The 22,283-nt window shown below is 64.7% G+C and carries 17 protein-coding genes and 1 pseudogene; 13 read left to right on the top strand and 5 right to left on the bottom strand.

Going from position 1 to position 22,283, the window contains the following annotated elements; genetic code table 11:
* The first annotated feature begins 38 nt into the window (after positions 1-38).
* Positions 39-2,966 (top strand): EAL domain-containing protein, encoded by a 2,928-nt coding sequence (locus QZ613_RS02400; protein ID WP_291901331.1) that lies wholly within the window; start codon positions 39-41, stop codon positions 2,964-2,966.
* 61 nt (positions 2,967-3,027) lie between these two features.
* Entirely contained in the window at positions 3,028-3,498 is a 471-nt protein-coding gene (locus QZ613_RS02395) for a YbaK/EbsC family protein (protein WP_291865667.1), read from the top strand.
* Positions 3,499-3,621: 123 nt separating this feature from the next.
* Here QZ613_RS02395 and QZ613_RS21060 read toward each other — a convergent pair.
* Both QZ613_RS21060 and QZ613_RS02385 read right to left on the bottom strand, forming a co-directional pair.
* Positions 3,622-4,062, bottom strand: a pseudogene (locus tag QZ613_RS21060) (NUDIX domain-containing protein); the annotation flags it as partial.
* A gap of 85 nt (positions 4,063-4,147) precedes the next feature.
* A complete protein-coding gene (locus tag QZ613_RS02385; RefSeq protein ID WP_043569111.1) occupies positions 4,148-4,717 on the bottom strand; it encodes a DUF882 domain-containing protein in 570 nt (189 codons plus the stop codon).
* A 370-nt stretch (positions 4,718-5,087) separates the two neighbouring features.
* On the opposite strand from QZ613_RS02385, the gene QZ613_RS02380 reads away from it, so the two are divergent.
* The gene (locus QZ613_RS02380; protein ID WP_291901324.1) at positions 5,088-6,830 is read left to right on the top strand and encodes a L,D-transpeptidase family protein; all 1,743 of its coding nucleotides are present in this window, start codon (positions 5,088-5,090) and stop codon (positions 6,828-6,830) included.
* A gap of 38 nt (positions 6,831-6,868) precedes the next feature.
* Here the strand turns inward: QZ613_RS02380 and QZ613_RS02375 are convergent, their stop codons facing one another.
* The gene (locus QZ613_RS02375) at positions 6,869-8,047 is read right to left on the bottom strand and encodes a patatin-like phospholipase family protein (RefSeq protein WP_043569085.1); all 1,179 of its coding nucleotides are present in this window, start codon (positions 8,045-8,047) and stop codon (positions 6,869-6,871) included.
* A 27-nt stretch (positions 8,048-8,074) separates the two neighbouring features.
* Positions 8,075-10,405, bottom strand: a complete 2,331-nt coding sequence (locus QZ613_RS02370; RefSeq protein WP_291981405.1) for a mechanosensitive ion channel domain-containing protein — start codon at positions 10,403-10,405, stop codon at positions 8,075-8,077.
* Positions 10,406-10,753: 348 nt separating this feature from the next.
* Between QZ613_RS02370 and QZ613_RS02365 the strand changes: the two genes are divergently transcribed.
* Positions 10,754-11,983, top strand: a complete 1,230-nt coding sequence (locus tag QZ613_RS02365) for an MFS transporter (RefSeq protein WP_291865680.1) — start codon at positions 10,754-10,756, stop codon at positions 11,981-11,983.
* A gap of 82 nt (positions 11,984-12,065) precedes the next feature.
* On the opposite strand, the gene QZ613_RS02360 is transcribed toward QZ613_RS02365, so the two are convergent.
* The gene (locus QZ613_RS02360; RefSeq protein WP_291865683.1) at positions 12,066-12,848 is read right to left on the bottom strand and encodes an SGNH/GDSL hydrolase family protein; all 783 of its coding nucleotides are present in this window, start codon (positions 12,846-12,848) and stop codon (positions 12,066-12,068) included.
* A gap of 322 nt (positions 12,849-13,170) precedes the next feature.
* Between QZ613_RS02360 and QZ613_RS02355 the strand changes: the two genes are divergently transcribed.
* The 9 genes from QZ613_RS02355 (at position 13,171) to QZ613_RS02315 (ending at position 22,123) form a co-directional block, all read left to right on the top strand.
* A complete protein-coding gene (locus tag QZ613_RS02355) occupies positions 13,171-13,716 on the top strand; it encodes a cytochrome b (protein WP_043569090.1) in 546 nt (181 codons plus the stop codon).
* Positions 13,717-13,781: 65 nt separating this feature from the next.
* Positions 13,782-14,351, top strand: a complete 570-nt coding sequence (locus QZ613_RS02350) for a YceI family protein (protein ID WP_043569091.1) — start codon at positions 13,782-13,784, stop codon at positions 14,349-14,351.
* Positions 14,352-14,421: 70 nt separating this feature from the next.
* Positions 14,422-15,000, top strand: a complete 579-nt coding sequence (locus QZ613_RS02345) for a YceI family protein (protein WP_043569092.1) — start codon at positions 14,422-14,424, stop codon at positions 14,998-15,000.
* A gap of 75 nt (positions 15,001-15,075) precedes the next feature.
* Positions 15,076-15,321: a CDGSH iron-sulfur domain-containing protein gene (locus QZ613_RS02340; RefSeq protein WP_043569093.1), complete on the top strand. Its 246-nt coding sequence runs from the start codon at positions 15,076-15,078 to the stop codon at positions 15,319-15,321.
* 94 nt (positions 15,322-15,415) lie between these two features.
* Positions 15,416-16,006: a malonic semialdehyde reductase gene (locus QZ613_RS02335; protein WP_043569094.1), complete on the top strand. Its 591-nt coding sequence runs from the start codon at positions 15,416-15,418 to the stop codon at positions 16,004-16,006.
* Between the two features lie 306 nt (positions 16,007-16,312).
* The gene (locus tag QZ613_RS02330; RefSeq protein WP_043569095.1) at positions 16,313-17,053 is read left to right on the top strand and encodes a c-type cytochrome; all 741 of its coding nucleotides are present in this window, start codon (positions 16,313-16,315) and stop codon (positions 17,051-17,053) included.
* Between the two features lie 342 nt (positions 17,054-17,395).
* A complete protein-coding gene (locus QZ613_RS02325) occupies positions 17,396-18,592 on the top strand; it encodes a sialidase family protein (protein WP_291981403.1) in 1,197 nt (398 codons plus the stop codon).
* A gap of 17 nt (positions 18,593-18,609) precedes the next feature.
* On the top strand, positions 18,610-18,855 hold the full coding sequence (locus tag QZ613_RS02320; RefSeq protein ID WP_291981401.1) for a hypothetical protein: 246 nt from the start codon (positions 18,610-18,612) through the stop codon (positions 18,853-18,855).
* Complete coding sequence (locus QZ613_RS02315) at positions 18,848-22,123, top strand: hypothetical protein (protein ID WP_291981399.1); 3,276 nt, start codon at positions 18,848-18,850, stop codon at positions 22,121-22,123. Before QZ613_RS02320 ends, QZ613_RS02315 begins: the two co-directional genes overlap by 8 nt.
* The last annotated feature ends 160 nt before the right edge of the window (positions 22,124-22,283 follow it).

Genomic DNA, 22,283 nt, shown 5'->3' with positions numbered 1-22,283 from the left:
GCGCCGGTTCCTGGCGTCTTGGGAGACAGGAGGAGTGGATGCCTGCAAACTGCGGGATGAAACGCGTGCTGAGCAAGCGACTCTTTAATTGTCTGCTGCTCCTGGCGCTGATTGCCTTCGGGCTTCCGCTGGCCTCGCTGGCGGCCCGTAGCGCTTCCGCAGGGCTGACCCCCTTGTGGGATGCCCCGCAAGGTCCTGGTCGCTCGGACGATGCCAGCCGTTGGCTGGCATCGTTGCGCGATTCGGTGTCAACGCCGCCCCCGGGTTGTCAGAAGCGGCAGCTGCCCGAGCTGTCACTGACCAAGCCAGCCCGCGCTTTCCAGGTAATGGTCGACGGTAAGCAGGTCGCTGCGGGAGCGCCGATCGTTTACCTGCAGGAGCCGATTGCCGAATTCTTCATTGTCGTTGCCACCGACGTGAATGGTTGCCCCTGGCTGTCGATTTCGGGTCGGGGCTTGCCGTTTGCGCACCGTGACATCGTCAGCCCGTTCCCCTATGCTCGCCTGCCTGCCTTGTCCGAAAATGCGACGATCACGGCGATCGTGCAGGACTACAAGGCCATTCGTCCCTGGATCATGGTCGCCGACGAGACCAGCTTCGTGCGCGACAACACCATACTGTGGGTGGGCCTGGGGGCCTACAGCGGCGTTCTGTTGATGATGATCGTCGTCGCTCTCGGCTTCGACGCTTACGCCGGAAGTCGTGTGGCATTGGCCTATGCCGCGTACTGCGTCGGGCTGCAGGTCTGGCTGGTGCAGAATTTCGGCATCGGCTCCGCGTTCGTGCCCTTCTGGCCTGGCCCGCAATACTTTCCCCTCCTGCAAGCGATCTCGGTGGCCGCGGTGGTCCTCGGAATTGGTTTCGCGGTGCTCGAGTTCCTGCAACTGCGCGGGCGAATGCGTACAGCGATTGGCGGCTCGGTCCTGCTCAGTGCGCTGCTCTTCCTCACTTCGGCTTGGCACGCCGGCGGTTATCGTGCCGGGGCAGCCGTTCTCTTCGTCCTTGCCGCGGTGACCATGGTGCTGCTGGTCAGGGGCGTCGTCCGTGGCGACTCCTCGCTGCGCCTATTCACCGTCGGGCTGGGCGCGACCATCGTCGGCGGGGGGGTGCAGGCATTTTCGGTGATGGGTAGCGGCGTCGAGGTCAGCCGTCTGGCGGCCTTTGCTTTTCCGATCGGAAGCCTGTTTCAGGCAGCCTTCTGGCTCGCCGCGCTGATCGTCCGACTACGTGACGAGCAACGCGAATTGCGCGAACTCGAAGGCCGCCAGGCGGCGATCATGTGGGCCATGCCGGACTTGATTCTGGTCGTCGACCGGCACGGGCTCTGCCTCGACTACAAGCAGCCTTACGCGACGCGCTTCTTCGTTGCCGGTGACGAACTGCTCGGCAAGCAGGTGTCAGCGGTTCTGCCAAGCGAGACGGCGAGCATCCTTCGCCACGGTATCGAGCTGGCGCTGGAGAATGACGACCTGCAATCGGTGTTCATCGAACTGCCCGTCGAGGGAAGCATTCACCACTACGAGGCGAGAATCGCGCCAAACGGGCCGGACAAGGCGGTAATCGTCGTCCGTGACATCACCCTCCAGAAGCACAACGAAGAGAAGATCCGTCGACTGGCCTACTTCGACACGCTGACCGGCTTGCCCAACCGGCAGAGCTTTCTCGAACGCCTCGACCGTGAACTACTGCGTGCCCGCCGGACGAATCGCGGGATGGCCCTGTTGTTTCTCGATCTCGACGGTTTCAAGCGCATCAACGACACGCTTGGGCACAGTGCCGGCGACTCCCTGCTGCAGACGGTCGCTGACCGCCTGCAGGGACAACTGCGCGCAGGTGCTTTCATCGCCCGGCCGGCCCTCGATGAATCGGGCCTGCACTTCGCACGCCTTGGCGGCGACGAGTTCACCGTCGTTCTGCCCGATGTCGACACCGCCGATACCGCGTGCATGGTCGCGCAACGGATACAGGCGGTCCTTGGAAGGCCTGCCCTGATCGGCGAACAGGAGATCACGATCACCTCGAGCATCGGCATCGCGCTCTTTCCAGACGACGGCGACGATGCCGGGACGCTGCTCAAGCACGCGGATACCGCGATGTATTACGCCAAGGAGCAGGGGCGCAATAACTGGCAGTTGTATGAACGAACGCTGACCACCCGGACGACCGCACGCCTGGTTCTCGAAGGCGACATTCGCAAGGCTCTCGAACGCGGCGAATTCCGCCTGTTCTACCAGCCGCAGGTGCGGGCCAACGATGGCGCGGTGATCGGTATCGAGGCACTGATCCGCTGGCAGCATCCGCAGCGCGGACTGGTATTCCCCGGACAGTTCATCCCGGTTGCCGAGGAAAGCGGCCTGATCGTCCCGATGGGCGAGTGGGTGCTCAATGCCGCCTGCAGCCAGGTGCGGGAATGGCAGCGGAGTGGCGTAATGGTCCCGCGGGTGGCGGTCAACGTCTCGGCGCGTCAGCTCGGCACACCGGACTTCCTCGACACCGTGGCGGCGATCATCGCCGCCACCGGCGTCGCGGCCGACCTCGTCGAACTCGAGCTGACGGAAAGCATTCTGATGGATCCCGAGGCCAAGCGCATCAAGGGATTGTTTCGCCTGCGCGCCATGGGGGTGCACTTCTCGATCGACGATTTCGGTACCGGTTACTCGTCGCTTTCCTACATCAAGCGCTTTCCGATCGGGACGCTGAAAATCGACCACAGTTTCGTCCGTGGACTGCCGCAGAATGCCGACGATGCCGGGATCACCACCGCGATTATCGCCATGGCCCGCAGCCTCGATCTGGGTGTCATTGCCGAAGGCGTGGAAAGCAGAGAGCAACTCGACTTTCTGCAGCGCGCGCAATGCCCGAAGCTGCAGGGATACCTGTTCAGTCGGCCGGTGCCGCCGGACGAGATGGAAGCCCTCCTGCGTCGCGGCCGCATCGTCCTGCCCCGGGAAGGGGCGGGCGAATGAGCCAGACGGCGCTGCCATCCCGCGCCGGCCCATTCAGGGCAGCACCTGAACAGGATGCGCTATGAGTCTGCAGTCGGTACGCGACTTCTTTTCCGCCCGCCAACTGGACCTGCCGATCATCGAATCGGCGGTCAGTACCGCCACCGTTGCACTGGCTGCGCAAGCGCACGGCGTCGAGCCGGGTCGTATTGCCAAGACCCTTTCCTTTCGCCTGGCTGACGGCCGGGTGATCATTCTCGTGGCCCGTGGTGACGCCCGTATCGACAACCGGAAATTCAGGGCAGCCTTCGGCAAGGGGAAGATGTCGTCGCCGGACGAGGTTGCCGAGTTGACCGGGCATCCGGTTGGCGGTGTCTGTCCCTTCGGTCTGGCACAGCCGCTACCGGTCTTTCTTGATCTGTCCCTGCGGGATTTCGACGAGGTTCTGCCCGCTGCCGGTGCGATCCACGCGGCCGTACGGATCAGTCCCACCCTGTTGGCCGCCGTGACCCGCGGCGAGTGGGTCGATGTCTGTCAGCTGAGCCTTCCCTGATCCGACCGCGTTGCCAAGCCAGGTGAGCGCGAGTGCCGCCCAGAGGGACAGCGGCTGCCTTTGCAGCCTGTCCAGTGCCGCGCTCCGAGCGAGCACGAGCGGGCGGATATCCTCGCCTTCATGCGCCAGTCCATGAAATCCGGCAACCTTGCCGGCTTCCACCGTCGCGCAATAGAGATACAGGCGTTCGCTCGACAAGTGAGGCGCCGTGAGATAGACGCCTATGGGTTCGATCGCCGTCGGCGTCAGTCCGGCTTCCTCGGCGATTTCGCGCGTGATCGTAGCGAGCGGCGTCTGCCCGGTTTCTATGCGGCCAGCAACAATGTCGATCAGCCAGGGGTTTTCTCCCGCCAGGTGCGCGCCGGCACGATACTGCTCGACGAGGACCACTTCGTCGGCCCTAGCGTCGTAGAGCAGGGCTGCAGCGACATCGCTGCGATGAAGGATTTCGCGCAGCTGCGGTCCACTGTCGCCACCGTCGAAAAGCTCGTGTTCGACGGTGAGGCGACGAAGCTGGAAGAATCCGGTGTAGGCGGCTTCGGACTGCAGAATCTTCGCTTTCATGGTCTTGCCCGGCATTCGCCGATCGATTCAAGCGCGTAGCAACTGTGCTCGTCGTCGATGGGGGCCGGCGTAGGCGTGGCGTCGTTCAGCGCGGCACTGCACCCCAGATGCGAACGTCGCCGGTGTCTACGTGGACGAAATCCGATTTCGGGTAGTAGCCGACGCCACCGAGTCCGAGGTCGACTGCCGCGTCGCGCAGACGCGCGGTGTCGAAGCCGACCAGGCGCACGTCGATGGCACGCCCGTCCATGTGCAGGCTGTGCCTGGCCACGCCGCGGCTGCGCTTGCGCAGGCCGGCATTGGTGACCGGCGAGCGGTAGGCGGAGACGATTTCGAAGGTGTCGCCGCCGCAGCGTGACTTCAGCGCATGCAGAATGTCGAACAGCTGCGGATCCATGCGCGTCATCTCGCCGGAGCGGAGGTCGCGCAGAAGCCAGTTCATACGTTCGATTGCCGGTGCGACGTAGCCGCCGCCATCGCGAAAAACGACGTCGAGCATTTCGTCGCTTTGCGTGTGGCGGAATTTCAGTTCGTACCGGTCGCTGCTGGCGCTGGCTGGGCGGAAAGGAAAGGCCAGGGGCAGAGCGGCCAATCCCTTGAGGAGCAGACGACGCTGTGCTGCGGACTTGTGCGGCGTGCTGCGACGGGTGTTCATGGAGTTCTCGAGCATGGGTCTTTTCAGTCCGGGAAAACACGTGAAGGCCGCATCCTACCCGATCTTGCCCCGCTGTTGACGCATCGCGCGCGCCTGGCTGCATTTAGGCGACGGAAGTGGAGAACTTCGTGCCGCCTTGCGTCTCGAAGGCAAGGTGTAGATACGCCCGTCCGGGTTCGTAGCCCGCCCGGCGTTCGGGCGGTGAGAAATTCAGGCGGCAGCACGCGAAGTGGGCGGTTGTGTAGTAGATTTCGTGGATCTTGGCATTCGCGGCGTCGCTCAAGCGAATGCGGGGCAGGACAGAGGGCGTTCGCCGACCAGCGACGCGGCGCGCTGTTCGAGGTGTTTGAACTTTCGGGGATGGAAAGAAATGCGCTTTTTGAACAATGGCTTGTTGGCTGACGGGACGGCCGTCAGGAGTCTGGTCTTGTCGGCGCTGCTGGGCGTCGGTAGTTCGCCCGCAGGGGCCTCGGCGGGCGACGATTCGGCGCCATTCGAGAGCCGGCGGGCGCCCGTTTCTGTTGCGCAGCCGACGGCCATGCCACTGCCTCTGCGCATTGAGCAGGCCCTGCATGAGCAAGTCGGCGAGGGCTGGTCCGGCGGCTCGGGCGAGGCCGCGGTGGTCCGGCTCTTCTACTACGGTCGAGGCTATAGGCCGGCCTGGACTGACAGCGCGACTAGAGGCGAACTGATCGCCGCAGTCGAGGCCAGCCGGGCGCATGGCCTGGCGCCGGACGATTTTTCCGTTGCCGCGCTACGCGACATGGCTGCCCGCGGCGACGATGATGCGCAGGCGAGCGTGCGCCGGGAACTGCTGTTTACCGACGCCCTGGCGCGCCTGGTACGGCAGCTGCGCTACGGCAAGGTCGATCCCGCCACGCTTTATTCGACCTGGAATTTCTCCCCGCTACCCAGCGTACGCGAGCGTGCGCAGACGCTGGCCGAGGTGCTCGCCGCCGCCTCGCTGCCGACGGCGTTGGCGGCACTGGCGCCACAGGACGCGGCCTATCAAGGCTTGCAGAAAGCGCTCGCACGTTTCACCGCCCTGGCGGCAAAGGGCGATTGGCCAACGGTTCCCGCCGGTCCGACTCTTCGTCCTGGCGAGAGCGACGCGCGCGTGCGCGCACTGCGCGCTCGCTTGCAGGCCGAAGGTTGGCTTGCCGACGCGGGCACGGGTGGCAAGGCTGCGACCGCCCGCAGCGACGCCACGCGTTACGACAAGGCGCTCGCCGACGCCGTGAAGCGTTTCCAGAGTGGGCACGGCCTGACGCCTGACGGGGCGGTGGGGAGCAATACCCTCGCTGCGCTGAACGTCAGTGCGGCCGAGCGCGTGGCGCAGATCCGCGTCAACCTGGAACGGATGCGCTGGGTGGCTCGTGACATGAGTAGGGATCGTTTGCAGGTGGACATCGCCGGCTACACCGCCGAACTCCAGCTCGATGGGGCACGGGTTTGGTCGTCGAAAGTGGTGGTCGGGCGTCCGGCCCGCGAAACTCCCGTGTTGCTCGACCACGTCCAGCATCTGGTGCTCAATCCGAAGTGGGTGGTGCCACCGACGGTCCTGCGCGAAGACGTCATTCCGGGGATGGTGCGCAATGCCGCTTACCTGCAAAAGCACGACATGCGCGTCGTGGACCGCGGCGGGCAGGCGGTCGCCGCCGAGCAGATCGACTGGAGCAGTGCCGGCCGCAGCGGTTTCCCGTATCAGATCGTGCAGCAATCCGGTTCACGCGGAGCGCTCGGCCAGGTCAAGTTCTCGCTGTCCAACGGCTACGCGATCTATCTCCACGACACGCCGTCGCGGTCGCTCTTCGGCAAGCCGGCACGGGCGCTCAGTTCGGGTTGCGTGCGGCTCGAAAAACCGCGCGAGCTGGCGCTGCTGCTGCTCGACGATCCGCAGCGCTGGAACGAGGAGGCGCTGGCCGCGGCCATTGCCAGTGCGCGCACGCAGACGCTGCCGGTCGGGCGGCCGGTACCGGTCATGTTGCTTTACCGCACGGCGGTCGCCGATGCCAGGGATAAAGCGGGGTCGGTTTTCTTTCGCTTCGATATCTACAACCAGGACGGTCCGCTGCTGGCCTTGCTCGATAGTCCGTCCCGGCTGCGGCCCTGAGGCCTGCCGGGCGCCGCAAAGCCGGTGTGCTCGCTCACTCAGGCAAAGCCCCGCAAATGGTCGATTGAGACGTTCCTGGCGGCGTAGGTCTGACCGACCTTCTGGATGTCGCCGATGTTTTTCACCGAGTCCATGACCTGCACTTTCCTGGCTTCGATGCCGTCCAGGCCGAGCGCATCGATGCCGGCCTGGCTGACGTCGGGGTCGTAGCGCAGGTAGGCGAACTGCTTGCCGGTACTGGCATTGGCGCTTGCCCCCGGGGCCATCACCATGTCCCCGAACTCGCGATCGATGTTCGGACCGAAGCGGCATTCGCCCAGCGTCCGGCAGGCCATGTCCCAGCCTGCCGAAGCGGCATTCATCAGTGCACCGGGCAGGTTCCTGGCGTTGTCGAGCAGCCACAGGTCGTCAGCCTTCAGATCCGGGCGGGCGTTGGCGGCGTTGCCGGTTCCGACCGAGACGATGAGCAGGTCTTCGCTGCCGGTTTTCCAGCCAACCTGATACGGCGCCGCGGTAACCATCTGGAAAGCCAGGAACGCCGGGTTGTTGTAGGTGGTGACGCCGCCATCGACGAAGACGAATTGATATTCCCTGTCCGTACCACGGGCAAAGGTGACTACCTCGGGCGGAAAGAAAGTCGGCGCTGCCGTGCTCGCGCGCAGCAGTTGCCAGAGCGGCAGCTGCAGGTTGCAATCCTTGCGGTCAAGCTGGTTGTACTTGGCGCGCGGGTTGTTGGACACCGGCCAGGGGGAGTCGGTGGTCGCGTTGCGCATGACCATCATCAGCATGCTGCGCAGATTGGCATCGCCGAGGGTGGCATTCGGCTCGCCGGGCGTGGGCTGGTGCTTGAGCTCTGCGTCGAGTTCATGGCGCAGCTTCGCGGCCAGCGGCTCGTCGTTGTAGCTGTACTTCAGACGGTTCAACAGCGACGCCTTGTCAAACATCTGTTGGCCGCTCTCGACGTAGAACTTGCGGATCCGGTCCGTGGACATGCCCGCCGAAATGCAGGCCGCCACCATCGCCCCGGTGCTCGTTCCACAGACGAAGTCGAAGTAGTCGGCGAGAACCAGGTCGGCCTGGTCGAGCTTGGCGCGTAGCTCGGCTTCGAGCCTGGCCAGGATCTCGACGCTGATCAGGCCCAGAATGCCGCCGCCGTCACAGGCGAGGATCTTCTTCTGACCGGGGCGGTCGATGCGGTCAAGGAGTTTCTGGTTCATGGTTCTTTCCTTTCGTCGGTGAGTCGTTCAGCGGGCGCGGGGGTCCGCCGGGGTCGGTTTCCCGTCGGGCTCGTGGGTGACGCGTACCGGCAGCGGTTGCGAAACGTCGACGTGGAGGTCGCGCTGCGGGAACGGAATGCGGATTCCCGCGCTGCCCAGACGCTTCTCCATCGCGTAGCGCAGGTCGCTGTCGACCCGCCGCCCCATCAGGCTCGGCCCCAGCTCGACCCAGTAGACCAGCACCAGCAGCAGGGCATTGTCGCCGAAGTCCTCGAAGAAGACTTCCGGCTTCGGGTCCTTCAGGACCTGTCCGTGATCGTCGGCGCAACCGCGGACGATATCGGCCGCATCATGTACCGGCGACCCATAGGCAACGCCGATCCTGATCTCGCGGCGGATACGGGCATTCGAATAGGTCCAGTTGACGACCTGGTTTTCCAGGAAGCTCGAGTTGGGCACCAGCGCTTCGACGCCGTCAAAGCCGCGCACCGTCGATGCCCGCAGGTCGACCTGCGTGACGTAGCCGGTTACGCCGTCCAGGGCGATGATGTCGCCAACCCGGATTTTGCGTTCAAACAGGACGATGATGCCGCTGATGACGTTCTTGATGATCGTCTGGGTGCCGAAACCGACGCCAATGGCCAGTGCGCCACCCATAAACGCGAAGACGGTCAGCGGAATGCGCGCCAGATTGAGGATGAAGATGATCAGCACGACGGCCAGCACGATCATTGCCCAGCGGCGAATGACGCTGGCCACCTGCTCGTCTACACGGAAGCGGCTCACCATCAGTCCCTGCAGGCGCGCCGAGAGAAGCGAGAACAGCCAGTAGCCGACGACGAACAGAGCGAGCGCACCAATGCTCTTGCCGACGGTCACCCCGTAGGCGACAGTCACCGTCCTGCCGTCAACGTGGGTCGAATCCTCGACCGCAAACATTTCGAAGTCCCACACCCCCTTGAGCACCTGCACGACCTGCAGTGCACCGAGTTTCCAGTTGTCCAGGCCGCCGCTTTCGGCGCGGAATCCGAAATCGTCCAGCCAGCGTTTCAATTGCCGGTCCAGGCGGGCACCTGCAACTTCAACGCGCTGGTAAGCCTGCACGCGCTTTTTCAGGGTGTCGAGGATGGCCGACTCCTGGGCCGCACTGGCGGCGTCGAGGACCGCGCCATCGAGGCGTTGCTCCTGTTGCCTGACCTCGATGCGCGCGCTTTCCTGAAGCTCACGGAACAGGTCTTCGCGGCTGGCGAGATCGCGGCTGGCCTGGCTCAAAGCCACAATGACCGCCTGGCGGGTGGCTGCGTCATCCGAGCTGAAGGCTACGTAGCGCTGTCCCCACGCGTCGCTGGCGAGCTGAATCATTCCCTGCAGCCAGGTGAGCGTCATCAGGCTCAGGCGATCGGTTTCCATCTGCTTGTCAATCAGTTGCAAACGCCGCGCCGTCGCACCCCGCGGGTCGCTGGCCTGCGGCAGTGCTGCGAGTCGTGTGTGCTCGGCCGCGCGTTTGCCGTTTTCGGCGACCATGCGATCTATTTCCGTGCTCACTTTCGCCAGCATTTCGCGCAACTGCGCCTGCTGTCGTTCGAAATCCTCTTTGGCGAGACGCTGCTTGGGCAGCGCCTGCGCCAGCAGACGCTGCATTTCCTGGCTGATCGGCTGTAGCTTCTGCTGTTTCAGATGGACGAGATCGAGGCCCAGGGCGATGGTGCTCAGCTCGGCCTCGGCCTGCTGCCGACGTAACGCGGCGAGCTCACGGTTGTTGCGGTCCTTGTCGACCTGGTTCCGGCCGTCGGCACGCGCGAGCCGGTCTTCGGCCAGCCGGACAGCCTCGGCGGCGCGTTGGCGGGCATCGATCAGGCTAGCCTGTTGGGCTTCCAGCGCGCGCGCCGCCGAGGCCAGGCTTTTCAGCTGCTCGCGCAGGGCATCGTATTCATCGCGGAGCGCATCGGTGCGCACGGCGGAGTAGGGCGGCGGGCCCGCCAACTCCGCCAGCAGCGCCTTCTGGCTCGCTGTTTCGAGGCTGGACTTCTTCATCGCTTCCAGTTCGTCGAGCAGTTTCAGGCGCTCACCGTAGAGCAGGACCAGGCGGTCGAGCAGGCGCTGGCGGGCCGTTGTTGGCCGTTCTTCGCCGGACGCTTGCGCGTCCTTGAGCCGCTCGGCCTCCTGCGCACGGCGTGCCTCGGCCAGCAGCGCCTCGGCCTGGGCGCGCGGGTCAGCCAGTGCCGCTGTGCTGGCCGATTCACCGGGAAGCGTTGCCTTTGGCGTTGTTGAGAACTGCTTGGGCAGGGCAAGCTGCGCGTAGGCGAGCGGGGCGAGTAGCAGCATGAGCAAGCCGACGAGCAGGCGCCGAAAAATCATCAAACCCCCCTTCGTCTGGCGCGTGCGGTGCGCGTGGAGGCGAAGCGCGCTTGCCTGGCCCGGGTCGCAGCAAGTGGCAGACGCCGACCGCTTGCGGCGGGATGTCCGCCAGAACATGCCGAATGAACGACAACACTTGCCACAGAGTCTCCTTCAGGTAGGGGCGTAGTATCGAACGTGACGCCGCCGACGTCCACTGGTGATGTCCGATCGGGGATTCAGTCGTGCCGCCGTCGAGGCGGTTTCCGGCTTCCCTGCGCCACGCCAATCCCGACCTTATTCGGCGGCTTTTTGCGCCAATGGCGCCAGAAGGAGCTAGACTCGGCGCACGCCTCCCGGAGCATCCCCATGACCCCCGCCGCCGAATCCCAGCCCGCAGGCAGCCACGACCTGGAAGTGATTTCGCTGGTCGGTTTTGCGCATGGCGTTTCGCACTTCTTCCATTTGCTGTTGCCGCCGCTGTTCCCGTGGCTGATGCACGATTTCGGCCTGAGCTTTACAGGCATCGGCGCGACGATGACCATTTTTTTCGTCGTCTCGGCGCTTGGCCAGGCGCTGGCGGGCTTTCTGGTCGATCGCTTTGGCGCGGCCAGGGTGCTTGCCGGCGGCATCACCTGCTTCCTGGTGGCGGCGCTGCTGCTGTCGGTGGTCGACGGCTACCTCGGGCTGACGCTGGTCGCCGCGCTGGCGGGTCTGGGTAACAGTGTTTTCCACCCGGCGGACTTCACGGTGCTCAACCGCCATGTTTCACCGCACCGGCTCGGCCACGCTTTCTCGATGCATGGCCTGGCGGGCAATCTTGGCTGGGCGCTGGCGCCGGTGTTCATGACCGGAATTGCGGCGTCTGCCGGCTGGCGGGTTGCCGCGCTGGCCGCTGCGGGGATCGCCGCGCTGGCGCTGCTGCTGGTTGCCTGGCGTCGGCGGACGCTGGCCGACCCGCCGGGCGCGCTGGTCAGCGGCGTGGCGGGCGGGCAGGCGGTCGCGGCCTTCGCTTTTCTGCGCTCGCCGGCGGTGTGGATGTGCTTCCTTTTCTTCCTGCTGATTACCACCGCGTTTGGCGGCATCCAGAATTTCGCGACGCCGATCCTGCAGAACCTGCACGGTCTGTCGCTGGCCGCCGGGGCGAGCGCGCTTTCGGCGTATCTGCTCGGCGGCGCCGGCGGCATCCTGACCGGCGGTTTTCTGGCACTGAAGGCCGAGCAGGAAAGACTGATCGCCGCTGCGCTCGGCGCCGGGGCACTGCTCGCTGTCGCGCTGGCGATTCTGCCGCTGCCGCAATGGACCGTGCTGCCGATGATGGTCGGTATTGGCTACTGCACGGGAATCGCCGGTCCTTCACGCGACCTGCTGGTGCGCCGGGCGGCGACTTCGCGTTTCGGGCAGGCGGCGTACGGGCGCGTCTACGGCTTTGTTTACTCGGGGCTCGATAGCGGCCTGGCTCTGGCGCCGCTGGTCTTCGGCAGCTTGATGGACGGCGGGCGTTTCGCTGCCGTGCTGATTGGCATTGCCGCGCTGTGGGCGCTGTCGATCCTGACCGCGTTGCGCGTCGGTGGCGTTACCCGGCAGGCGGCTGCCTGAGGGCCGGCCGGCACCGGGTCAGTGCTCGACCAGGCGCCTTCGCCGTTGTCACTATTGGTCACGCCGCAGGCGGGCCAACGGTTCACGCAATCCCCGTGCGCTCGAGCGCCGGTCGCCAGCATTTCGCCAGGCGGTTGAAACCACGCACGGTCGGGTGTAGCTCGTTCGCCCAATCGTCGTCGGCCTTCAGGGTATGGCGCCCGTCGACCAGTTGCAGCGTCGGCGCCTTCGCCTGCGCCGCTTCAAGGCACAGCCAGAACTGGTCGATCAGCAGTTTGACCACCTCCTGTTGCAGGTCGCGGTCGACCTTGGCGCCGTCCATGGGAAACTGCAGCCACTGCCCAAGTCCGAGGAAGCCTTTGCCGTTTGCCGGCGGATAGTCGTAGCTGTGTACGAAGACCGGCGTGCCGGGAATTTTCCTCTCGACCAGCTCGACAACGCTGAGCAGTGCGTCGATGACCGCTTTGAAAAGGGCCTCCGGCTGGCCGCTCCGCAGGCAGGAGACGGCCGAGGTGGCGTCGGAACAGTCCTCGAGGAGCAACTGCGCCAGATCGTCGCGGCCCGCGAAATCGTTGCCGCCGCCGGACAGAAAAACCGCTTTGATCGTCCGGCCATAGCCTGTCTTGCGGTCGAGGTCGCGTTCGATCTGCGCACGAATGGGGCCCGACTGGTACTCGACCGCTTCGGCGCCGTTGTGGCCACGTACCAGGATGATGTGCCGCTTCTTGCGGTTCAGTCGCTTGTGCAGCTGGTTGAGAAGATTGTTTTTCGGGTACCAGAACCATGAATCGCCAATGGCCAGGACAGTTGGAAACAGCCCATCCTTGGTCAACAGCAATTCGTCCCATACCGGCTTATTGATCATTTCATCCCCTCCAGTCGATTGTTCTAGCTTGTCTTGCGCATACGGCCGCGTATCGCGAGCAGATAGTCGCATAAGGTATGGACGATCTGCAACGACCTTGATTCAGCGCCAGCGCCGGCGCTTGCACGGGGCGCGGCCGGCCAAGGCGAATCAGGCCAGGGCGCTGGTGGCCGCCGTGCGGACACCTTCCTTGACCACTACGGCGCAGGAACTCTAAAGCAGGTGTTAAAGTCGGAGAGTGACTTTGCCGGGCAGGTTCCGGCAATCGGCTCGTCCGCTCGGCACGACCAGCGAATCACAGGACACACAAGGAAGGATGTGGATGATAAGCAGCGCCCGGTACTCGCTTCCAGCAATCGCTCTGCACTGGCTGATGGTCGTACTTTTGATCGGCCTGTTCACCCTGGGCCTCTACATGCACGATCTGCCCCTGTCGCCGGACAAGCTCAAGCTCTACTCGTGGCACAAATGGGCAGGTGTGACCGCCTTCATCCTGGCGCTATTGCGCCTGGCGTGGCGGCTCGGCAACCGGCCGCCGCCTTTGCCGGCGGCGATGCCACGCTGGCAGAAGGCAGCGTCGCACGGTATGCACCACCTCTTCTACGTGTTGATGCTCGCCATCCCGCTCTCCGGCTGGCTGATGAGTTCCGCCAAGGGTTTCCAGACGGTCTACTTCGGTGTCCTGCCGCTGCCTGATCTGCTCGCCAGGGACAAGGAAGTCGGCGAACTGTTGCAGACCGTGCACGAGTACCTCAACCTCACTCTGGCTGCGCTGGTCGTGGCGCACGTCGGTGCGGCGCTGAAACATCATCTCTTCGACCGCGACGACGTTCTTTCGCGCATGCTGCCGTTTCGCGATCGCGCCTGAGCGTCGCCGCCAACCCGCAGGCAGGGCCAGGTTCACGGCCTGTTCGCTGCACCTATGGAGAAAACATGAACCCCCTTCGCCTTGTCCTGGCCGCCCTGGTCGTTGCCAGTGGCCCTGCGAGTGCGCGCGAGTTCAGCGAGTTCCAGTCCGCCAAGAGCACGCTGCATTTCGTCTCCAGGCAAATGGGCGTAGCGGTCGATGGTCGCTTCACGAAGTTCTCGGCGACGCTGGCCTTCGATCCGGCCCGGCCAGCGGCGGCGACTGCCCGGCTCGAAGTCGATCTGGCCAGTGTCGATGCCGGCTCGCCGGACGCCGATGACGAGGTGGTCGGCAAGCCGTGGTTCAACGTCGAGCGCTTTCCCACCGCCAGCTTCGTTTCGACGGCGATTCGTCCGCTCGGCGGCGACGGATTCGAACTCATCGGCAAGCTGACGATCAAGGGCAAGACGCAGGAGGTCATTGCGCCCTTCACTTTCCGTCAGGACGACGGCAACGGCGTCTTCGACGGCGCTTTCGTCCTCAAGCGCCTCGATTTCGGCGTCGGTGACGGCGTCTGGTCCGACGTCACTACGGTCGCCAACGAAGTCCAGATCAGGTTTCACATCGTTGCCTCGCCGACTGCCTCCGGCAATTAGGCCGTTTGCAGGCACGACGCAAGCAAGGCTCTGCACGATCGCATTCCATTCCACCTCAGGGAGTTAGCCCATGAAGAAGCAAGCCGCCGCCGTTTTCACTTTCGTCCTCGCCGCTCTCTTCGCGGCCCCGGGTTTTGCCGCCCCCGAAACCTACGTGGTCGACCCGACACATACCTATCCGCGCTTCGAGTACAGTCATTTCGGATATTCGAACCAGATCCAGCGCTTCAACAAGACCTCCGGCACCATCGTTGTCGACCGCGCGGCCAGGACCGGCTCGGTGCACATCAGCATCGACGCCAAGTCGGTTGATACCGGCTATGCGCTGTTCGATGAACATATTCAGGGCGAAGACTACTTCGACACCGCGAAGTATCCGACCATTACCTACAAGTCCACCGCCGTCAAGTTCGACGGCGACAAGCCGGTGGCGGTGGAAGGTCTGCTGACCGTCAAGGGGGTCACCAGGCCGGTCACCCTGAAAGTGACCTCATTCCACTCGATGCCGCACCCGATGCTCAAGAAGGACGCCATCGGTGCCAACGCGGTGGCCAAGATCAAGCGTTCCGAGTTCAACGCCGGCAAGAACGCGCCGCACGTCAGCGACGAGGTGACGCTTACTATCGCCGTCGAAGCGCTGAAGCAGTAGACTGGCTTCAGCATGGGGCAGCGGGCCCCGTCCCCGTCCGCCACATCGGCGGGTGGGAACCACCTGGAGATTGCGATGAGCGACAACCATCCAAACGTAGCCCAAGCGGCGCCTTACCCGGTCGAGGTCGAAGCGGGTAAGACCTACTGGTGGTGCGCCTGCGGCAACAGCAAGCAGCAGCCTTTCTGCGACGGCAGCCACAAAGGGGGCCCGTTCCTGCCGCAGGAGTACACCGCTGACGCAGCCGCGAAACTTTTCTTCTGCGGCTGCAAGCGCAGCGCCAACAAGCCGCTGTGTGACGGTAGCCACAAGAAGCTGTAAAGAAAGCAACAAGAAATATGAAAGCGGCGAAATACTGCACCGGTCATCAGCAGCAGATTGGTCGACGCCGGTGCGAACCCCTGGAGGAGAGGCAATGACCACAAGCCTGAGCAGTGCAGCGCTCGACCAACTTTTCTGCGAGGCGCGGACCCACAACGCCTTCGCCCGGGAGCCGGTTCCCGAGGCCACACTCCGTCACCTGTACAGCGTGATGAAATGGGGCCCGACGTCGATGAACTGCCAGCCGGCGCGGCTGGTGTTCGTGACCAGTGCCAAGGGCAAGGCACGGCTGGCACCGGCGCTGTCGCCTGCCAACCTGGACAAGACGCTGGCTGCCCCGGTGACAGTCATAGTGGCCATCGATACGCGCTTCTACGAGCACCTGCCGACGATGTTCCCGGCCTACGACGCCAAGCCGACGTTTGCCGGCAACGCCGAGCTGGCCGCCAGCACCGCAGCGCGCAATGGCACGCTGCAAGGCGCCTACCTGATCCTTGCCGCCCGCGCCCTGGGACTCGATTGTGGCCCGATGTCCGGCTTCGACGCCGGCAAGCTCAACGCCGAGTTCTTCCCGGACGGGCGTTACCAGGCGAATTTTCTCTGCAACCTCGGTGTCGGCGATCGCGCCGCCCTGCACCCGCGTGGCCCCCGCCTGACTTTCGAGGAAGCCTGCGAGATCGCCTGACGGGAAGGAGGGTGGTCGGGCTGAGTCACTGCCCGATTCATGGTGCGCCATCTGCGCGGGCAGCTGCGCAATGAAGCAGCGCGCGTTCTCGCGCGGGGGCTGCGACCGCGGCGAAGGGTCGCAGGTGTCGGCGCCGCCCGGCATGCGCTTTCCCGGTATTCGTTCCGCTGCACGCATGAGGTCGAAAAGCGTACCGGGCAATTCCCTGACGTCTGGAGAGTTGATTTACACGCCGCAAACAATCGTGTACAAAGATTCACGCTTTCCATGTGCAAGCGCAATGCTGGTGACACGGAGGACACATCAATGTTCAAGGCGCTGGCTGTTACGGTCTCTCTGATCCTGATTCCCGTCTTCGCAGTTGCCGCACCGCCGCCGCAAGCGGGCGCCGCGGCCACCGGTCGAGGCTCCACATGGAACCTGCCCTACGCCGAGAAGCAGGCGGCGCTGACGCTGATGGGTCATGCCGAGGCGGGCGCGGAAATCTACGAGGCCCGATGCGCCGCCTGCCATCTGCCGACCGGCGGCGGGAATCCGGACGGCAGCACCCCGCGCTTGGCGGGCCAGTACACCACCGTCCTGATCAAGCAGCTTGCCGATATTCGCGCCGGGCTGCGCGAAAACCCGACGATGTACCCGGTTGCCATGAGCCTCGCCGACGCACAGGCGATCGCGGATCTCGCGGCGTACATCGAGACGCTATGCATTCCGCGTGGTGCGGGGCAGTACGAAGCCCCTGACGCCGCCAAGCAGATCGCCTACGGCAAGGCGCTTTTTGCAGAGAAGTGCACCCTCTGTCACCTGCCGAGTGGTGACGGCGTCAAGGAGAAGTTCTACCCCGTTCTCGCCGGCCAGCACTATGCCTATCTGCTACGGCAACTGGTCGACATTCGCGATGGCCGGCGCGGAAACGCCCACCCGGGGATGGTCAAGGTGGTTGCCAAACTCAACGACGTGCAACTGGTTGCGCTCGCCGCCTATCAGGCAAGCCTGGCTACGCGGGTGCGCGGCTGGACACTTCATCCGCGCTTGTGCCAACCTGACTGACACGATGAGGCGGCGTCGGTGCGGGAGTCTCCTGGCGTCCCCTCATCGCCGCTACCACGTGGACCGCGCGAAGAATCCCCTGCGCTCGCCTCGACGCACCCGAAATCGGGCGACAACTGTCTCGTCTTGCCGTTTAGCCTAACAGGCCCTTTCGCCGTCGTCGCGCGAACAGCCGGTCTTCCCCGTGCGCTATGCAAATTGCGTCGATAGTACTCATGGCGCTGCAAGTTCGGGTGCTGTCGCGTGCGTTGTATCGTCCCTGATTTGCGCGCAAACATGCGAATTCCCTGAGACCGATTGGCGATCGCTTCGAACCACCGAAGATTATTCAGAGGTGCTCCTGTGACCCCATACGATGAAAGCCGGGCAGACGCTGCGCCGGCCATGGCGCACTGGTCGCTCCTGGCGGAATGGAACGGGACACCGCCCGAAGGTTTCAAGGCGGCACCGTTCAGCGCCTCGGTCGCGATGCTTGACCAGCGTTCGTTCTTTGTTGCCTCGCCCTGGGGGGCGCTTTACCGCTCGGATGATTCCGGCCGGACCTGGGCGGAAATCACCGATGACAAGTTCAAGGGGGGTGTCAAGGCCATCCTTGCGGTTCCGCGGATCAATGCCCTCGTGGCGGCCAGCCAGCACCTGGTCGACGACCGGTTCCAGGGGGTACAAGGCGTTTTCGTCACGCAAGACGTGGGCGCGAACTGGACATCGCTTTTCAGATCAGTACCCGGCATCGGGTCCGCGACGGGGTACCGCGCCGGCACCCCGCATATTCTGGCCGTGACGCCTAGCGGCGGACTTGTCATCGGGATGAACGCCGGCATCAAGGACGCGCCGTTTTCGCTTTACAGCTCGTACGGGATGTTCTTTGGCGACCCAAAGCCGGATTGGGGGCGGACCTGGAACGTCGACAAGTGGCGGGGCGGCTGGAACGAGATGTTTCCACCGACGAACACAGTGAGCGAGCCCTCGGCCAGTCAGGTGACAACGGCCTTGGCCTTCGGCGGCGAGCACATGTTCGGGGCCACAAGCGCGTCGCGCGGTGGCGCCGACCGTTTTTATGGCCACGAGTGGCAGCTGCAAGCGGTTGGCGTCGAACTGGGCGGTATCACCGCAATGGCGGCCACGGCGGACGGCGCGATCCTCTATGCGGCGACCGCCGACAACGTTCTCTGGCACTCTGAAGATGCCGGCAAGCAATGGGTTGCGTTCGACGACAGGATCGCCGCGCTGGCAGGGCACGGAGAGTTGATCCGCACGATCAATCTGGGCGCCGACGGGCAATTGGACAGCGTCTGCTTGATCGGACCACAAAGCGCTGCCGTTCCTTGCGTGGTCCACGGAGGACCTGCAAAGCGCGCTTTACGGGATGATCGGCGCCGAACGGCAGGCGCGGGCCGACCTTGCCGAGGCCAGGCGAGGGCTGAAAACCCAGCTTCTGAGCGCCGAGACGGCGCTGGCGGATGCCACGGAAATGAGCGGCAGCGCAGACCGCTTTCGACACGCTACAGAAACGCTTCGACACCGATCAGACGGCCCTGAAGGCCAGCATCGAGGTCGTGAGGACGAACGCCATCGAGCACGAGAAGAGCGCGCTGGCGATTGCCGCCAATATCGCCGCCCTGGCGCAGAAAGAGGCCGTCGAACAGCAGCGCGTCGTCGCTGCGGCGGCGCAGACTCGGGCGCTGGCCGAACAGAAGCAGACCCTGGAGGCCGCGCACGAACAGGCGGTCGACACGCTGGCTGCCAACGCCGCCCTGGCCGCCGCGCAAAACCCATGCCGAGAGTTTCGCGGGCATGCTTGAACAGGCCAATGCCGACTGGGCTGCGCACCCGAATGGCGAGCAGCAGCGGGGCGCCGTGATCGCGCTGCGCGAGCAAAAGGCCTATGCCGATGCGCACCAGCCAGATCGCCGGCAACCTGAGCCGGACTGCTGTTGTCGGGGACCCGGGTCGAGACCCCGGGCAATCCTCACGATCCGCACAATCCGGGCGACGTCCCTGTCGCTGTACGAGGCGACCGGGCAGCAATTCCCGCTGGTGGGCTCGAAGACGGCCGTGGCGGTGACGCTGCGGCTGAGGGATGGCGCGCCGACGGCGGAATTAGCGGTCCCGCCGGGCATGCTGTATGACCGCGTCGACAACGACACGCTGCACTGGGAAACCCGGCTGAGCGGCTCCGACAAGGCGCCCGGCTGGGTGTTCCGGCAGTTGCCGCCGATCATGCGCCGGCAAAAGCGCCTGCCGCTGAGCCACCTTCTGGCCTGGAGCGACAAGGCCCGCGTGCTGGCTCCCTTCAGCGACGAGCTGCGCCTGACGCTGGCAACCGGCAGGGACGGCACATTGGCGCTGATCGTCAAGGATACCGAGGTGGACGACACTCGCTCGCAGACCACCCACGATCACAGCAGCGGCGACTGGGCGAATGCCCGCCCCGCGCTGGTCATTCCGGTTGGCTTGCACCGCGTCGACAGGATCGGCACGGACGGCAAGAAGGCCAGCCTGAAAGACGTGGTCGAGATCGAGGGCACCGACGAGGCCGGGAAAGCGCAGCTGCTCGACTATGTGGCTGCCCTGCTTGAGTGGCTGCGCGCCACTGACACCGACACGGTCAGGGTGGCCGGCGAGAACCGCGTCATGCCGCCGAAAGCCAGCATTTCCTATACGCTCGACAAGACTTACCCCGGCGCCTGGAAATGGCTGAACCCGGCCACTAAGGCGCTGGAAGATGCGGGCGATCTGCGCCAGCTGATCGTCGAGGTGATCCTTGAGCGCAGCTGGTCGGCCGCCGCGGGCCACACGCAGGCCGATGAGGATGCCTGGCCTGGTTCACCCTGCCCGCGCCTGCCGCCTTTGCGGGCAAGCGCGCCCGGCATCGCAGGTTTCGCAGATCAAGACACCCGTCCGCCGGTCGCCACCGACACGGCAACGGGCACCGGCAAACCCGCCGTCCCCGCGACACCCGTCCCGCAGCCGGTGTATGACACCCTTGCCCAAAGCAAGGCCGCTCTGGCGCAGACCATCAAGAGCACGCTCGACTGGATCTATCAGGGGGACTACCAGCACAAGACGCCGGAAGAGACCCGCAAGCTTGGCGAGGTTCTCGGTGCGGCGGAAGAAAGCCTGCTGCAAGCGATGCTGAGTAAGCTCGAAAACGACTACAACACGGCCGTTGTCGGCCAGATCCCGGTGGAAGTTTCGCTGCACGGCCGGATCGAGCCCTGGGACGGGCCGGATCGGCCTGCACCCAGTCTCTTTGGTCCGATTGGCACCACCGGCGTGGATGCCGCTTCGGATATCAAGAAACTGCCCTACAACTTGAGCAATTCGAAACTGCCGATCCGCAATCGCGGCGATCAGCCGGAATGGCTGAACTTCACCGTGCAGGCCAGGAATCCCAGCGTACAGCCGTTTTTTAAGGCGCATCTGGAGTTCTCGGCGAACGCGGTCGAGCACAACATTCACTCCGATGATGCCAGAAACGGCTACGTGCCCTCATCCTGGCTGAGCTTTGTTCTGCCGAACGATCGCGACAAGGGCGACCCGAGGCCCAATACCCTGACCGCCGCGCTTGGCCTGAAGGGCGAAGACAGGGACCACCCCGACAGCGTCGCGGAGACGATCATTCCGGTCCCGCTGCGTTCGTTCCCGCCCAATGCCAAGCTGATGCGCCAGACGGCGACCCAGACCCCGCTCGACACAGGCTCCCCGCCAAGGATCGAGGACGTGCTGAAGTGGGACTACCATGTCGAGGTCGAACCGCCGCGTGCGGCACAGGACCGGCTGGTCCTGCAGGTCGTCTTCAACGAAGAGGTCGGTGTCCCGCAGACCGCAAGCGACGCCACCCAAGGTACGCGCATCGACGATGTCCACGGCAGGCTTTTCGACGCGTTCGCGCGCTATCGCTTTGCCCTGACGCAGTTGAACGCCGACACAGCGCTTGCGGACCGCGACACCGTCGTCAAGCTGAACGGCCTGATCGCCAGCGTCGCCGAGGCCTGGGGCCCGGTCGCCGCCGCTCAGCAGGCCGAACGCATCAAGCGCAGCGACGCCCCGGCCGCGCGCGCGGCGGTGCCGGACGCGGTGCATGAGATCCTGGGGTTCGAGATCCTGGGGTTCGAGATCCTAGGGTTCGAGATCTGGGAGTTCGAGATCATCGTCGCCACGCCCGCGGACGGGCTGCAGACGGTGACACTGGTGCAGCTTTCAGCGGGCGCTGTGCAGTGGCCGCTTCTCGACGGCTATGACGGCCCTCTGCCCGGCAAGGCCGAAGCGCAGCGCGTCTACCGGTCGAGAACGCCCCTCAATGCTCTTCCGGATGCGGTCGCCGCTACGGCCACCGGTTCGCCCACCGCTGCGGCCACCGCCCCGAAAGGCGCGCAATCGTACAGGTTCGTGTGGGAAAAGCTCTACGTGCTGCAATACCAGAGCGCGCATACCGGCGGCTACATCCTGCGCAACGAACGGCTGGCACCCGAAGACGCCTACAGCGCCGCCAAGCCCAACCACGACGACTGGAATACCAACTCGGCCTTCGTCTACCGATCCGAACTGGTGCGCTTCAGCGCGCCCGTGGTCCCGCTGATCACTGCCGACGCGGTTGCCTACATCGCCGATCCCAACCGCGAGGCGGCCATTGCCGGCATGTTCGACCAGTTCCGCCAAAGCGCCAGCGCGCATCCGGCCAGGGACCTGCAGCTGGAAATCCAGGTGAACTACAGCTTCGAGCTGATGGCCCGTGACTGGTGCCGGCCTGCGCACCTCGGTGCCCGTCTTCCTGATGCAGACCACGATTGGCGATACCACGGCGCTGCCGACGGACGGGCAGAACGGCGAGCAGATGTTCGCCGACGACGCCACGGCCGCATCCGCCATCGAGCAACAGATTGCGGCGTGGGAAACGCAGCATCTGGGCCCGGGGCAAAACGACAAACCTGCCTGGGATTTCGCCTGCACGATCTTTGCCACCAGGATCGTTCGTCACCACCGCCTACTGCCGCTGGTGCGCATCGGTCGGGCCGGTGTGGCGCCGCATTCCCGCCGGGACTTTCAGCAAGCTGGAGAGCCACTTGAAACCGTGTCATCGCTGGAATTGTTAGGTACCATTCCGCGTGCAACACACCGCCGCTGATCCCGCCGCGCTCTCACCGCAAAGAGGGCATGCTAACCTCCTGTCTGCGCGGCTGCGGCACAGCTTGCAATGGCCATCCTTAAGGTGAGAACGGGGAGACAA

This window comes from Candidatus Accumulibacter sp. ACC005 (assembly GCF_907163215.1).
GTDB lineage: Bacteria > Pseudomonadota > Gammaproteobacteria > Burkholderiales > Rhodocyclaceae > Accumulibacter > Accumulibacter regalis.
The sequence above is the reverse complement of the archived record's forward strand: the minus strand, read 5'-3'. Positions and strand labels throughout refer to the sequence as shown.